Origin of the sequence: Peribacillus huizhouensis (genome assembly GCF_014138605.1) — a bacterium.
GTDB lineage: Bacteria > Bacillota > Bacilli > Bacillales > DSM-1321 > Peribacillus > Peribacillus huizhouensis.
In genome coordinates this window covers 551,919-566,940 of sequence record NZ_JACJHX010000001.1, presented here as the reverse complement: position 1 = coordinate 566,940, position 15,022 = coordinate 551,919, and the positions used below count along the sequence as shown (strand labels likewise).

The 15,022-nt window shown below is 37.2% G+C and carries 14 protein-coding genes and 1 pseudogene; 7 read left to right on the top strand and 8 right to left on the bottom strand.

Annotated features, from left to right (window positions below):
- Positions 1-9 precede the first annotated feature (9 nt).
- A complete protein-coding gene (locus tag HNP81_RS02610) occupies positions 10-375 on the bottom strand; it encodes a YtxH domain-containing protein (protein WP_182501449.1) in 366 nt (121 codons plus the stop codon).
- A gap of 474 nt (positions 376-849) precedes the next feature.
- On the opposite strand from HNP81_RS02610, the gene yhzF reads away from it, so the two are divergent.
- Positions 850-1,026: a membrane protein YhzF gene (gene yhzF, locus HNP81_RS02605; RefSeq protein ID WP_154664021.1), complete on the top strand. Its 177-nt coding sequence runs from the start codon at positions 850-852 to the stop codon at positions 1,024-1,026.
- A 56-nt stretch (positions 1,027-1,082) separates the two neighbouring features.
- Here yhzF and HNP81_RS02600 read toward each other — a convergent pair whose 3' ends face one another.
- From HNP81_RS02600 to HNP81_RS02590, 3 genes are all read right to left on the bottom strand, one after another.
- Positions 1,083-1,601 carry a tryptophan transporter gene (locus HNP81_RS02600; RefSeq protein WP_028393213.1) on the bottom strand — a complete coding sequence of 173 codons (519 nt, stop codon included), beginning with the start codon at positions 1,599-1,601 and terminating at the stop codon, positions 1,083-1,085.
- Between the two features lie 144 nt (positions 1,602-1,745).
- Entirely contained in the window at positions 1,746-2,858 is a 1,113-nt protein-coding gene (gene serC, locus HNP81_RS02595) for a 3-phosphoserine/phosphohydroxythreonine transaminase (RefSeq protein ID WP_182501448.1), read from the bottom strand.
- Between the two features lie 177 nt (positions 2,859-3,035).
- Entirely contained in the window at positions 3,036-3,461 is a 426-nt protein-coding gene (locus tag HNP81_RS02590) for an HIT family protein (protein ID WP_028393211.1), read from the bottom strand.
- 1,024 nt (positions 3,462-4,485) lie between these two features.
- Here HNP81_RS02590 and HNP81_RS02585 point away from each other — a divergent pair.
- The 3 genes from HNP81_RS02585 (at position 4,486) to HNP81_RS02575 (ending at position 7,336) form a co-directional block, all read left to right on the top strand.
- Positions 4,486-5,229 carry an ABC transporter ATP-binding protein gene (locus tag HNP81_RS02585; protein ID WP_028393210.1) on the top strand — a complete coding sequence of 248 codons (744 nt, stop codon included), beginning with the start codon at positions 4,486-4,488 and terminating at the stop codon, positions 5,227-5,229.
- Positions 5,222-6,427 carry an ABC transporter permease gene (locus HNP81_RS02580; RefSeq protein WP_028393209.1) on the top strand — a complete coding sequence of 402 codons (1,206 nt, stop codon included), beginning with the start codon at positions 5,222-5,224 and terminating at the stop codon, positions 6,425-6,427. The genes HNP81_RS02585 and HNP81_RS02580 overlap by 8 nt, the downstream gene beginning before the upstream one ends.
- Positions 6,428-6,622: 195 nt before the next feature.
- Complete coding sequence (locus tag HNP81_RS02575; protein ID WP_028393208.1) at positions 6,623-7,336, top strand: EcsC family protein; 714 nt, start codon at positions 6,623-6,625, stop codon at positions 7,334-7,336.
- A 125-nt stretch (positions 7,337-7,461) separates the two neighbouring features.
- On the opposite strand, the gene HNP81_RS02570 is transcribed toward HNP81_RS02575, so the two are convergent.
- Both HNP81_RS02570 and HNP81_RS02565 read right to left on the bottom strand, forming a co-directional pair.
- The gene (locus HNP81_RS02570) at positions 7,462-8,277 is read right to left on the bottom strand and encodes an ABC transporter ATP-binding protein (protein WP_034302124.1); all 816 of its coding nucleotides are present in this window, start codon (positions 8,275-8,277) and stop codon (positions 7,462-7,464) included.
- A gap of 101 nt (positions 8,278-8,378) precedes the next feature.
- Positions 8,379-9,563, bottom strand: a complete 1,185-nt coding sequence (locus tag HNP81_RS02565; protein WP_028393206.1) for a M20 family metallopeptidase — start codon at positions 9,561-9,563, stop codon at positions 8,379-8,381.
- Between the two features lie 117 nt (positions 9,564-9,680).
- Between HNP81_RS02565 and HNP81_RS02560 the strand changes: the two genes are divergently transcribed.
- From HNP81_RS02560 to HNP81_RS02550, 3 genes are all read left to right on the top strand, one after another.
- Complete coding sequence (locus HNP81_RS02560) at positions 9,681-10,343, top strand: phosphatase PAP2 family protein (protein ID WP_182501447.1); 663 nt, start codon at positions 9,681-9,683, stop codon at positions 10,341-10,343.
- Positions 10,344-10,528: 185 nt separating this feature from the next.
- Complete coding sequence (locus tag HNP81_RS02555; protein ID WP_182501446.1) at positions 10,529-10,783, top strand: hypothetical protein; 255 nt, start codon at positions 10,529-10,531, stop codon at positions 10,781-10,783.
- 308 nt (positions 10,784-11,091) lie between these two features.
- A complete protein-coding gene (locus HNP81_RS02550) occupies positions 11,092-11,769 on the top strand; it encodes a superoxide dismutase family protein (RefSeq protein ID WP_182501445.1) in 678 nt (225 codons plus the stop codon).
- A gap of 142 nt (positions 11,770-11,911) precedes the next feature.
- Here the strand turns inward: HNP81_RS02550 and HNP81_RS02545 are convergent.
- Positions 11,912-13,301 (bottom strand): annotated as a pseudogene (locus HNP81_RS02545) (hypothetical protein).
- Positions 13,302-14,335: 1,034 nt separating this feature from the next.
- Positions 14,336-14,854, bottom strand: a complete 519-nt coding sequence (locus HNP81_RS02540; RefSeq protein WP_182501444.1) for an antibiotic biosynthesis monooxygenase family protein — start codon at positions 14,852-14,854, stop codon at positions 14,336-14,338.
- Positions 14,855-15,022: the final 168 nt, after the last annotated feature.

Below are 15,022 nucleotides of genomic sequence, written 5' to 3'. Positions count from 1 at the left end.
TTTAGTTTTTCATGATTCATTTTTAGGAGTAGCAATCATTTCGAGTTCTTGAATCGTTGCTTCGATTTCTTTCATACTTTTCGCTATTTCTTCTGAATTTGGTTCAATATCCTGTTTCCAGCCTTCAATTAAAATCCTCACATCTTCTATAAAAGCTTTAATTGTCTCTGTGCTTATTTTTGAAGCGTGTATGGCATCTACTTTTACATTCATCAACTGGATTTTCAGCTCTTTAATTGAGTTAGAAATTTCAGTTGTATTTGCTTTCACTCTACTGCGAAGCTCTGTTCCAGAACTTGGTGCGGTAAGGAGAGCAGCTGCAGCACCTACAATAGTGCCTGTTATTATGCCAAAAACAATTGATTTTGTCCTCAAATGACCACCTCATTTTCTTTTATACTAATTTCGCCTTATAGTTAAAAAAACCTGCTAGGAAAATAAAATAAAAGTTGAAAATCTTTTTATTAAAATACCATAAACTGCTTATTAGTAAAAGAGTTAGTTTATATATTCTTTATATCACAAAAGTATTTTTTTAAACATCTTTATTTTGTTTTCAATATATAAAAATAGTTTACAAATTGAAAAATCATAATAAAGTGAGGTTTGACATATACATACAAAACAGATATGGCGCGCTAAGACAACCACCTTTTACCATTAAGGGCGAATCACTGTAGCACGCTACACCCACCTCATCACAATGGTCGCGTGCGGAGCCGGAATTTGAGGTGCTTACTGCAAAAAAATAAGTATATCTGCTAAGTAGACTGTCTAGATTAGTAAGTCGCGCAGACCCGTCCCCATGTCCTTCATACAAAAAGCTATTGAAAAAGGAGGAGTAGCGTCTTGTTTTTTTTTATATTATCACTCGCGTTATTAATGGCGTCATTCTTCTATTTGGCCATTTTACAAAGACCAGGCATGTTTCCCTCAAAAAAAATAATAAAACAAAGAATGCTAATTTTAGGTGCTGCAAGTATTGCTTTCCTTCTTATTGGCCTATTAATCCAACTTGTCATTTAATCTGATGGTTTTAAAAAAACACCGGAAAAACATCCGGTGTTTTGGAATAGTCTTTGTTATATATTAGCAGGAATGTTTGATCTTTTAACAAGTCCGTTTACAATTGGATAAATGATTGCCATGGCAATTACATTTAAAACGATTGCTGGTAGAACGGCCCCTGTGAATAGAATCAGAAAGGATTTTGGCAAACCTGCAAGGAAATATGCGGAAGTAAGGAATACTGTTCCAGAAATAATCGTTCCAACTGCCGTTAAAATACCGGTGCTAATAATTGATTTAGTAAACTTTTGAATAGCGATAAACATAAAATAAAATAAAAAGGCAGTGATAAATTTATCGATGATATTCGGTAAAAATCCTCCAGGGAAGGTTGATGTAATTCCGGAAATGACACCTGCGGTTACCGCTACAAGAAAAACATTTTTCTTTTCTGGAAATAAGATTATGGCTAAGAACATCATAGTCAGCATCATATCGGGTTTAACTCCAAAAGCAATTCCAGGAACAACTAAATGCAGAACTGCACCTAACCCCATTAATAAGGACAATGACACTAGTACTTTCGTATTCATTTCTCATCTCTCCCATTCTCGTCTCGTCTAAAGTATACCTCTCCAATAGTGCACTATTGCCTATAGCGAGAAGTTTAAAATAGTATATCATGACTATCCTTTTTTTAGAAGTGATTTCACACAAAGCATTGAAAAATTTTTTACTTATGCATTAAACAAGGTTTTTTCTTTATTTTGGTAGGTTTCTTTAAAGCTTGTCATGAAATCAGCAAGCTCTTGGCAATGTTCAAGTGGAACAGCATTATAAATGGATGCACGGCAGCCTCCGACAGATCTGTGCCCATTCAAGCCGATAAATCCAGCTTCTTTCGCCTTTAATAAAAATTCCTGCTCAGATTCTTTGCTAGGGAGGGTGAAGGTAACATTCATATGAGAACGGCTCTCACGCTCGGCATGGCCTTTATAAAAACCATCGCTTGAATCAATGGCATGATAAAGCAATTCTGCTTTCTTCGCGTTATTTTCTTCAATTTTGGCAATACCGCCTAAATCCTTTGCCCAATCAAGAACAAGAGAGAGGAGATAAATAGCTAAAGTTGGTGGCGTATTATATAGAGAATTGCTAGCTTGATGTGTATGGTAATTCAACATAGTTGGAATTTCTTCCAAAGAATTAGAAATAAGGTCTTTACGAATGATGACAACGGTAATACCAGATGGACCTAGGTTTTTCTGAGCACCGGCATAGATTAAACCGAATTTACTGACATCGATTTTTTTACTCAAAATGTCACTGGACATATCCGCAACTAAAGGTACGTTTTTTGCATCCGGAAATTCATTCCATTGAGTTCCGTAAATGGTATTGTTCGAAGTGATATGTAAATAAGCTGCATCTTGATTGTAGACGATGTCAGAAAGTTTCGGGATGGATGTATAATTGACCTCTTTTGTAGACGCTACAACCCTAGTTGCCCCGATTTTCTTCGCTTCTTGTAGAGCTTTCTCCGACCAACTTCCAGTTAGAACATAATCCGCTTGGCTATCGGCTTTTAGTAAGTTCATTGGAATCATCGAGAACTGAAGGCTAGCACCGCCTTGAAGGAAGAGCACATCGTAATTTTCTGGAATATCCATTAGTTCTTTAAGCGTTTGAATGGCGTGATTATGGATTGTTTCAAATGTAACACTCCGATGACTCAATTCCATGACCGACATCCCTGTGTTGTCGATATTTAACCATTCAGATTGTGCTCTTTTTAAAACATCTTCTGGTAAAGCAGCAGGACCTGCATTAAAATTACGTGCTCTTTTCATATTTGTTCCTCCTTGTAATATGTGAAAGGATTTGATTGTTTCTATCCTATCAGAAAATGTTTAGGAGTTGAAAGAAAAAAAGAATGTTTAATGAAATAATTTTGATTTAATTGAAATTTCCTTTAAATCATAAAAAAAATTCACCGTTGAGGTAGGCTCAGGTGAATTTTTTTATGGTTAATTTTTCATGTTCTCTGAAATGGATTGTGCCAATTCCTTTAAATCTTCAGGTGTGTATTCGCTCGTATGAGTTTTCCAAACTGCTCCGAATCCATCACCTTCACCATAGCGTGGAATTAAATGAAGATGGTAATGAAAAACAGACTGTCCAGCAGCTTCACCGTTATTGTTAATAGTATTCAAGCCAATTGGATTGAACGCCTTTTTTAGTGCACGAGCAATTTCTGGCACCACTTCAAAAATATTTTTTGCAATGTCAGGTGTTAATTCATATACATTTTCTTTATGTATTTTTGGGATGATTAGTGTATGACCTTTCGTTACTTGACTAATGTCAAGAAAAGCAAGTACATGTTCATTTTCAAATACTTTTGTACTTGGGATATCTCCATTAATAATTTTACAAAAAATACAATCGCTCATCTTTAACATCCTTCCCTAGTTAATGTATAGTGGTAATCTTATCCTATCATAGCTATATGAAAGTCGGAAAGAAAAAAGAAACAGGATGCAGCTGATTGCTGCACCCTGCATTCTTGAAAAAGGGGCCATACTTCAATACGTTTAATTACATAGACTTTTCTTTAACAAACACCTCATTTACAAAAAGTAAATTTTAGCGTTTAAAAAAGTTTTTGCATTCAAAGCTACCATCCCCTATATCTCTAAAGTATTAAAACAGTAAAGCATATTGGATTGTGCATGAATGTTTATTTCATCTAATGTTCGCAAAGCAACCATCCCCTTGCATCAAACGTTAGTTTATTGAAGTTTCTGGTTTATTCCAGTTAGTTGTCTTTAACAAACACCTCATTGTAAAAATGATTAACATCATAAGTTTAATGAAGAACCCCTTCTTCACTACTTATGATAGCCACGATTTACATTTTGTATACACAATAATTTTTAAAGCAAATAAATAATTCGCTGTTAAAAAGAAACAGGATGCAGCTAATAGCTGCACCCTGTGATTCTTGAAAAAGGGGCCAAACTTCAAATACGTTTAATTACATAGACTTGTCTTCGACAAACACCTCATTTACAAAAAGTAAGTTTTAGCGTTTAACAAAGTTTTTTCATTCCATGCAACGATCTTTTATTACCTTAAAGTTTTGTAACAATAAAGCAAATTGAATCGAGCATGAATGTTTACTTCATCTAATGTTTGCAAAGCAACCATCTCCTTGCATAAAAACGTTTGGTTGATTGAAGTTTCTGGTTTCATTCAGTTAGTTGTCTTTAACTGACACCTCATTTTACAAGATGATAAAATCATTCGTCTAATGAAGAACCCCTTCTTCAAAACTTATGATAACCGAAATCTAAATCTTATATACATTAAATTTTTAACATTCAACAGTAAAAAACTTAAGCTTTCTTTAACTCGATAATCAAAACGGAATTTGCTAAAATGGAACTAACGTACATTATAGAAGGGATCGTTGATATGTCCTTATTAGAAATAAACAACCTAGTCGGAGGTTATACAAGAATTCCTGTTTTAAAAGGGATCAGCTTTGACATTCAGCCGAATCAGCTTGTTGGTCTTATTGGGTTGAATGGAGCAGGAAAGAGTACAACAATTAAACATATTATTGGCTTGATGGAAGAGAAAAGCGGATCTATCACAATAAATGGAAAGACATTCGCGGAAAATCCCGATGAATATCGTAAACAGTATACTTATATTCCCGAAACGCCAATTCTTTATGATGAGCTTACACTTGAGGAACATTTACGTTTAACTGCTATGGCATACGGCCTTCCTGAAGCTGTGTTTAAAGATAGGATGGAGAAATTATTAAAGGAATTCCATATGGAAAAACGTTTATCTTGGTTTCCAGCCCATTTTTCAAAAGGGATGAGGCAGAAGGTCATGATCATGTGTGCGTTTCTTGTTCAACCATCCTTGTATATTGTGGATGAACCATTTGTTGGGCTTGACCCACTTGGAATCCAGTCATTGCTTGATCTTATGCAAAGTATGAAAGAAAGCGGTGCAGGGATCTTAATGTCAACCCATATCCTTGCGACAGCAGAAAGATATTGTGATTCCTTCGTTATACTTCACAATGGAGAAATTCGTGCAAAAGGTGATTTAGAACAGCTCCGCAGTCAGTTTGACATGCCGGGGGCGACGCTTGATGATCTATATATCCAATTAACAAAGGAAGAGTCTAAAAATGAATAGCCAAGGGTTATGGAAGGAGAGATTCCTCGGTTACAGCCAAGAAATGCAAAAGTATTTACGATATATTTTTAACGGACATTTAATGTTTGTAATGGTGATTGGTTTAGGTGGGCTCGGTTTTTATTACAGCGAATGGGTAAAAACGTTGACTGCTGATTTTCCAGCAGCTTGGATCATGGCAATCGTTCTTGGTTTTTTCTTAACAAGAAGCCCGATTATGACATTTTTAAAAGAAGCGGATGTGGTGTTCTTATTGCCACTGGAAACAAAACTTAGAATGTATTTTAAACAGTCCATTTTGTTAAGTGCGATGATGCAGGGGTTTATTTTGATCATTGTGTATATTGTCTTCCTACCAATGTATACAAAGGTAACAGAACTTGATTCCGCTTATAGTCTTTTTCTTATCATCTTGTTACTTGCTGTAAAATATTTGAATATACATATTCATTGGTACACGCTGAAATATACGGAGACGTCGGTAATCAAAGTTGATTTCTTTATTCGATTATTAGTGAATATAGTTTTACTCTATTTAGTTTTTGCAAAAGCGAGTCAATTAGGTGTAATACTATGCCTGCTTTTGGGCGGTTTATTCATCTATTATAGAAATGCAACGATAAAGAAGGGCGTTAAGTGGGAGCGATTAATCGAACTAGAGGGCAAGCGGATGATGTCGTTTTACCGTATAGCGAATCTATTCACTGATGTACCTAAGCTAAGAGGAAAAGTGGCCAGACGAAAATGGCTGGATTGGTTATTTACCTTTATTCCTTATCGTCAAAGTTCAACTTATACATTTTTGTATGCTCGGACGATGCTCCGTGCGAATGACTATGTAGGCTTACTAGTAAGGTTGACTGTCATAGGATCATTTGTATTGCTTACCTTTCCTTCAATAATTGCAAGTATCCTCGTAACGATCTTGTTTCTTTATATGACAGGAATTCAAATTCTTCCAGTTTGGAAACAGCATGAGTTAAAAATTTGGGTATCTTTATATCCATTGCCTGCAAAATTACGAGAAACAGCAGTTATACAACTTGTATCTAGCTTTTTACTTTTTGAAGCAATCGTGTTTGCCTTTGTATTACTTATTGCAGGAAATTGGCAAGGTGCTAGTGCATCATTCTTAGCGTCAATAGTATTTCTTCTAATATTTAGAGGTTATTCTGCAAAAAAAATAAGGAGTTTCTAAGATACAAAACTCCAATGGTGTTTTTAGCCACCATGAAGGAAAATCATGGTGCGGGACCCTCACCTCATCACAGTGGTGGCGGTGCATAGCCGTCTTTTGTAGTACTTTCAAGTAGATCTGCATAATAGATTGGCTAGATTAGCAAGTCCTAATCCCTGACCCATGTCCTTCATTCAAAGACTGGAGATGATTATAATCGATACGTATGAACAAATCATCAACCGCGAGCTTATGGCATGGAAAAAGAAAATTTTACGGAAATCGGGTACCTTTGAGCGGATTTCCAAAACAGCACAAAATAAAATGAACACATTCATTCCCAAAAAAGTACATGGCGTCATTACCGAAAGCGTCCGAAATCTTGTTGAAGCTGTCTTAAAAGGGTCCAAATTCGTTTCAAAGGAAAGAGATGTTTCTACTTTGAGTTTGCAGCAAAAAGATCAATGGGTGAAGGATACAATTGGAACCTATAAGAAAACAGCAGTAATTGAAGGTGCTGGAACAGGTGCAGGTGGTCTTTTGCTAGGCCTTGCTGATTTCCCGTTATTATTGACGATCAAAATGAAGCTTCTCTTTGAAATAGCTGGTTTGTACGGCTTCGACGCAAAGAAATACGAAGAACGTTTATTCATCCTTCATATTTTTCAACTAGCTTTTTCTAGTGAAGAAAAGCGACGAGAAACGCTTTTGATTATTGAGAATTGGGATCGGACTAATCATACCAAGGAATTAGACTGGCAAGAGTTTCAGCAAGAGTACAGAGATCAAATTGATTTCGTCAAAATGTTTCAGCTCGTCCCAGGGATTGGTGCGGCAGTAGGTGCCTATGCCAATCATCAATTACTAGAGCAACTAGGGGAAACAGCGATGAATGGGTATCGCCTACGAATTCTTTCTGAAAAAGCATAGTAAAAAGAAGGGTCTGACCTCGCATGCATGGCAGTTTATAGTATTACTTATACTATGTAAACTGTATGAGAGCTTGCTTGGTCTGACCCTTTGTTATGAAATATCGTCTTTTTTACTCTATTTTCTTAAACTCTATTCTTTGATTTAATTCGAATCCAAGGACGCTCATCTTCCCATTTTAATGAAATCGGCAGACTAAAAGTCTTTTCTAATAACTCCTCAGTTAACACTGCTTTTTTTTGTCCGTTTGCAATAACATTCCCTTTATTTAATAGTAAAGCGTGTGTTATAGACGGAATGAGTTCTTCGATATGATGGGTTACATATAATAGAGTGGGTCCTTCCTTTGATTGGGTCAATCTCTCAATCGTGGAAAGGAGCTCTTCTTTTGAATAGAGATCTAAACCATTACATGGTTCATCTAGGATAAGTAAGCTTGGAGAAGACATGAGCGCTCGAGCAATCATCACTTTTCTTTTTTCTCCTTGAGAAAGGGACGAGTAAGCCTGGTCAGTTAAATAGCTTATTCTGAACTGCTGTAAAAGTTCTCTTGCTTTATCAATATCATTTTCCGTTACTTCTTCATATAAACCAACCGAAGCGTTTTTCCCACTTAATATGACCTCAATAGCGGTATCACTTGGACGGGAGTGAAATTTTTCATCTAATGAAGTGCTTACCCACCCAATCTTTTTACGAAGCTTAGGGATGTTTGTTTTACCGAATGTATTTCCCAATACGGTAACTTGACCTTTATTTGGCCATTGATAACCCGTTATGATCTTTAAGAGAGAAGTTTTCCCAGATCCATTTAACCCTAATATGGCCCAGTGTTCTCCTTTGTTTACATTCCAGGAAATACAATTCAAGATATTCTTATGATCTCTGTTCCATATAATTTCGTTCAGTTGAATCACATTACTTTCCATCTCTTGAATCATCTAAACTCCTCCTAAGTTTAAGTTTCAAAAGTTAACCTGATATGAGATTTTAGAGCGGTTCATAAAACTCATCATGTACGTATTGGTTGTAGTAGAGTTGCTTATTTGTTTTCACTGCTTTGGTGATAAGATAGTGCTGCTGTGCCCAATGTTTTAGCGGCAATTAGCATCGCTTTCTCATCGATGTCAAATTTAGGATGATGATGGCCGTAGGCGAAATCAGAATATGGCTTAGCACCAGTGAAAAAGAATGTTCCTTTCACATTTTGTAAATAATATGAAAAGTCTTCTCCAGTCATATCAGGTAACGTTTCTTCAATCGTTTCCACTTCTGATACAGTAGCAGCTGCTTCTATAAGTAAATGTGTTTCTTTTTCATGATTGACAACAGCAGGGTAGCCATAATCATATGTATATTCATATGTGCAATTTCCAGAAAGACATGTTCCTTTAACAATGCGTTCAATTTCTTCTGCTATAAAGGCACGTACGTCTTCATTAAATGTCCGTACAGTGCCGCCAATGGTTGCTTTGTCGGCTATCACATTAAAGGCGTTTTCAGCCATAAAGGATGCAATAGTTACGACGGCAGAATCGAGAGGACTGACACGTCTGCTGACAATTTGCTGTAGGTTTGATACGAGTTGAGCGCCAATTACAATGGCATCTTTCGTTTTATGTGGCTGTGCACCATGTCCACCTTGGCCAAAAAGAGTTATTTCGAATCGGTCAGCAGCTGCCATAAAAGGTCCGACTCGATGTTGTATTGTTCCTGTTGGTAGGGTTGCCCAAAGATGGGTGCCGAAAATAACATCAACTCCATCTAAACAGCCATCCTCAATCATTGGTTTAGCGCCGCCTGGAGCGTATTCCTCGGCATGCTGATGAATAAATACATATTCACCCATTAGTTCATCTTTCATTGAATGAAGAACTTTTGCTAGAATCAACAAGGTAGCTGTATGCCCATCATGCCCACATGCGTGCATGACACCAGGAACAGTTGACTTGTAAGGAACATCCTTTTCATCTTGTATTGGTAATGCATCAAAATCAGCACGTAGTGCGACGGTTTTACCTGGTTTAGCACCCGTAATTCTTGCCACAACCCCATTGCCACCGACACCAGATTTTACTTCAATGCCAAGTTGTTGATAAAAATTAGTAATATAAGCAGCCGTTTTCGTTTCTTGAAAAGAGAGCTCAGGGTGTTGGTGTAAATAGCGTCGAATGACGACCATTTCTTCATAAGACTCTTCTAATTGGGTATGTAACGTAGTAATCATATTTTACCTCCGGAATTGAGTGAATAATTGGTATATAGGAAATAGTATAGCATACAATGTTTGGAAAGAAGGTCTAGCTGTTTTGCCAAATTCTTAGTCAAATAATCGGAGGGGAAAATGAGAAAAGTTGATGAGAAGAACGTACCGATTCTTCTAATTGTTTTTTTTATGTGTTTAGCTATTTACTTTATCGTTTCAACAGCTGTTCAAAGCGGCCAGCCATTGAAGTTGGATCAAGCCTTTTTACCTTTCATTTCAAGTATATCTGGTACATGGATGTATGGTTTTTTTTATAAGCTTACAGAAATGGGTTCAACCATTTTACTTGGAGTTTGCGCGTTGATTGTAGTCGTTTGGCTGTGGATCAAGAAAAAAGATTATCTCGCGATGGCTGTCGTTTCGATTGGAGTTGCCGGGTCTGATCAGCTGAATCGGTTTGTGAAAGGAATTATCGAACGTGACAGGCCAAGTATTAATGCAGCGATTGATGCGGTAGGGTACAGCTTCCCGAGTGGACATGCAATGGTGAGCATTACTTGTTATGGTTTGGCTGTTTATTTTATTGGGAAACATATTAAGTCAACAATTTGGAAAAACTCGTTTAGAATCGTTCTTTGTTTACTCGTTCTGCTAATCGGTTTAAGTAGAATTGTCTTAAAGGCACATTACCCGACTGATGTATTGGCAGGATATTCGCTTGGGGGAGCTATTGTGATCGTATGCGCTCTGTTTTATACATGGTTTACGAATAAAGGTCGAGAGTATTCCAAAAGGGTCTAACCTTACACGCTATTACGGTTATTGTGACATTAGACGTCCAATAACTTTAGAGTAGATGTGGGGTCTGACCCTTTCTTGTTTTTTATCCCGTTTAACGGCAGTAAGTCACCCACTGATTGAAGGTTCACTTTCTCTTGAATAGTATTCATTAAATGTCGAATACTTAAAACAAGGAGGGATTATCTTTGGAAAATCACGCATTTTCGGAATTGAGGTTATTAAATTCATTACTTCTAGGGGTATTATTAGCTGCTAATTTAGGCTATTATTTATCTCTATCTACAGCTCAGTTTCCTTGGTTAGCGTATATAGGAGCAGCTGTTGGATTGGCAATCATATTGATTTTGTGGATTGGTAAGCGTTCGACTTTGTTTATTTTCGGTTTTTTTGCAGCGACAATTCTTAATACATTACATTATGAATGGCATCATTTATTTTAATAAAGTGGACATTATAAAGTAATTCGTGTTTATGATCTAACGATTTAGCATAAATTTAGATGGGAACAATACGATTTTTAATAAATTTTGATGTGTAGCGAGATAGTTAAACTCCGTGTATGGGAAAAATCATTATTTCTTACTTTTCGACTAATCTTTAGATAAACTACCTATTTCCAAAAATGTAACAGGAAAAGGTAGTTTTTGTTTTCTAGCATGTCTAAATAAGACTTAGAAATGTTTAAAGTTGTTCGATTTTGTAAAGAGTGTATGTAGTAGTAACATAAATTGAGAAAGGATAGATAATTATGAAACGTTTCCTTTTTTTAACGATTTTTATAGGCATGATGTTTGTATTAGGGGCTTGCGGAAGCGGCAATGACAATAGTGATAATAATGGTAAAAGCAATAGTGGTAGCAATGCTGAAAAAAGTGACGAGAGGTCAATCTCAGATGAAGGGTTGAATCAAGAAGGGAATCCGGCTAATGCAGGTGTAGAGCAAAATAACCCTCAAGAAAAGAGTAAAGGTGAGGGTGAATTGGTAACTGTTGAATTACAAAATAAGGAAAATGTGAAAATTGGGTCAGTAAATCTGGAAGAAACCGATGCAGGGGTACGCATCAGCATAGAGGCATCGGATTTGCCACCAGGAATACATGGCTTTCATATTCATGAAACAGCGTCATGTGTTGCACCTACTTTTGAAACAGCAGGAGGACATTTTAATCCTACAAATGCGAGTCATGGTATAGATCATGAAGGAGGACCACATGCTGGTGACCTTCCTAATATTGAAGTAGGAAAAGATGGCACGATTAAAGAAGAAATTATAGCTAAACATGTTACATTAAAAACTCATCAAGAAAATTCATTGTTCGATTCAGATGGCTCGGCACTTGTGATTCACGCAAAAGCAGACGACAACAAATCCCAACCAGCCGGTAATGCAGGAGATCGCATCGCATGCGGTGTGATAGGTGAATGATAATGAAGCTAGATAAGAGTGAAGGATGCCTAAAAGAGTTTGACCCTTTTAGACATCCTTCTTCTGTTTCGTTTTAGAAGATGTAATCGGATGATTTTAGGTATCTTCGGCTGCTAAAGGAAAGTGATAAGAAGAATGGTTCTTACATTAAAAACATTGCAACTACGGTCGTAACTACTAAACCAATCGTCACTGGCAATAGATTTCTTCGTGCTAGTTCAAATGGGTCTACGTTACATATAGCTGCTGCTGGAATTAAAGCCCAAGGAATGAGCGTACCGCCACCGACCCAAATGGCCGAAATTTGACCAAGTGCCGTTAAAGTAGCTGCGCCACCTCCAATTGCTGTAGCAAATAATTTGGCTACCGAACCTGCTAAGGAAATGCCTGAAAAACCTGAACCGTCTAATCCCGTTATAGCACCAGTAATTGTTAATGTAACGGCTGCAACTTCTTTTGATAAGGGCACTAGTGCTGCCAACCCAATCCCAAGATCATTTACAATCCCTTATGACGTTTTTGGTAGATGATTTCCTAAAATTTGCTGAAAGCCAGAATCTCCTAAATAAAAGAAAGCTGCAATAGGTATGACTGGCCCAAACACTTTAAAGCCGAATTGAAATCCTTGAATTAGATAAGCGGTAATTTTTTCAAAACCTTGCTGTTTATGTGCAAAAAGTGTAAGAATTATCAAGATGAATACAGCTGTTCCACCTATTAAAGCTGTAGCATCACCGCCTTGCAGCTTCAATACGCTCATGGCGAAAACATCAAGTGCAAAGGAGATTGGTATCAATATTGCGAAAAATTTTTTCTGTTTACTAGATAATAAATCTTCTGATTGAGTATTTTCATATTCTACATGAATGTAGGTGCTTTCAGGCAATGAACCACGCTTCATGTCTCTGCGAAGAAAAAAGAATGCCGTAATAGTAGTGACAAGCCCCATTGTGATAACGAGAGGAATACTTGCACTAATTACTTCTCCAACTGGAAGAGAAGCAGCATCAGCTGTTAATTTAGGTGCCGCCTGAATGATAAAATCACTTGATAGAGCAAACGTGACCGAACAAGTTCATTGCCATGGCAACGCCGAGACTAGGCAAACCCGCTCGTAAAGCTACTGGTAATAAAACAGCCCCAAGTAATGCAACGGCTGGAGATGGCCAGAAAAACCATGAAATCCCCATCATTATGATTCCAATCGTCCAATAAGCTAGTGCAGGTGTCTTTATTAAACGTGTAAACGGTGAAATCATCACATTATTTATTCCTGTTCTCGTTAAAACTTGACTCATAGCTACAATGATAGAAATGACGAGAATAGTTGACATTAACTCGGTAATTGCAAAGATGAAGCTATTAAATATCCCACTAACTGAAGCAGCAAGACTGCCTGTTGCAATGAGAGCAAGTGAAAATATCCCAAGTATACAGATAAGTGTCGTATCCCGCCTTCTTACCATAAAGCCTATAATCAATACGATGAATACAACATAAATCCAATGCAGCGCTGTCCACTCTACGCCCATAAAGAATCCTCCCCAGTGATTTTCGTACAGAATATGATGGGTGATTGGAATGGTGTTTGACCTGCCTGGATTATTAAGAATGACGAAGCCTTGAACCAAACAATAGCAATCTAAATGTTTATGAATGGATTAAAATTAAAACGGTTGTCTAAGTGGAGCTTAGATCAACCGTTTAATTGGTAGGAAGAAATAAGATTTTACCTTAAGAAATGTAATGGCATAACCCAAAGAGTAGATTGCATAGCGAAACACTTTTTATTCCGCATTAACGGGCAGTAAACCTCCACCCCAAGCCTTAGAGGAATAGTAGGTTCTTAAGCTGTAATACTCTCGCCGTATTCCATCTTATGCTTGGTGGACTATCACAGGAAGTGAGCAATCTTAGGAGACGTTCCCACACCAGTCGCCTCGCTTTTTGACGAAGGCTCTTTTCGTAAAGATTGTTGTTTTGAGCAAGTAACAAATTCGCGAAGATGTTGATTGTAGTGGAAGGTGCGAGACTCCTAAGACCGCCCGCGGAAAGCGAGTACCTGTAACGGAAAGCAACCCAGGATAGGAGTGTGCATATTATTTAAAAGCAATAAAGGATATGAAAGCCGTAAAAGCCCGCTTGGTAAGATACAGTGAAACTTACTTAGAGTTACGCAGAGGTAAAGTTTGCGCCACAGGATGTGGGTCACACAGACGAAAGACTAAAGGACGCGGCGTACTTAGTCTGTGATTCATTGAACCTTAGCGACAGTAGAACGGGACTAACAAACAGTGGGGAAAAAAGTCCCCACTGTTTGAAGTTTCACTTTATGGACTCTGTACAAGTTGTTCTTTGAAAACTGAAAATAATACGTTCTAACGGGAGGAGCGTCTGTTGGGTGAAAGCTTCAACATTCTTTGCCTTTAGACGCTTAGAGGTGGCTAATTCTTGGTTTAAATAGAGCGTGTAGCTTGTTTTGCCTACGCAATAACTAGTGAATAAACTGGCGGTTGTAGGAATCCTTCACTTCAAATTTAGAAAATTAAGTGGAAGGTAATTCGATTCATTGGTCTTCTTCGGTTATTAACGAATATTGTGTAACATAAGCTGGTCCTGAAAAAATCTTTTTATTCAAGTCGGGATTATCAAGTGACTTATCATTTTTACTATGTGCAGATTGAAAGGAATTGGAGTTTTTCCAATTCGTGAATGCCCGTTGATCTACCCACATGGTCAAAATAACATACGTATCTGAATTCAAAGGTCGCAAAATTCTCAGCGCCGTGAAGCCAGGTTCTTTTTCAATTAGGCCAGCTCGATTTTTAAACCGGAATTCAAATCCTGGGCGGCCTTCCTCTGTAACTGGAATATTGTTCATCACAACATACCCATCTTCCTTTAGTTCACCACGTCCATCCACTACTTCAAATTTTCTTGGAGACGAAAAGATGGTTTTACCCGGTGTCTCATGCAATAAAAGAGCATGTTCTGCATTTCCCATAAAATAAAGTTTTTTATCTGCGTGCTTTTCTTTTACTTTTTGTAGAAATTCTCGTGTCCCAGTCGTAATAAATACGTTCATTATTTTCCCACCTTTTTTTGATTTAGTAACATTTGCAAACATCTTGGTTAAATAATAGCAAGAATAAACCATCAATACAAAACAATACCTATTTGCTTATCCTTATTTGTGAAAGTTTATTGAATAGTATGCTTTGTTTTTTTATTCATTCATTAAAATTCTGATCAT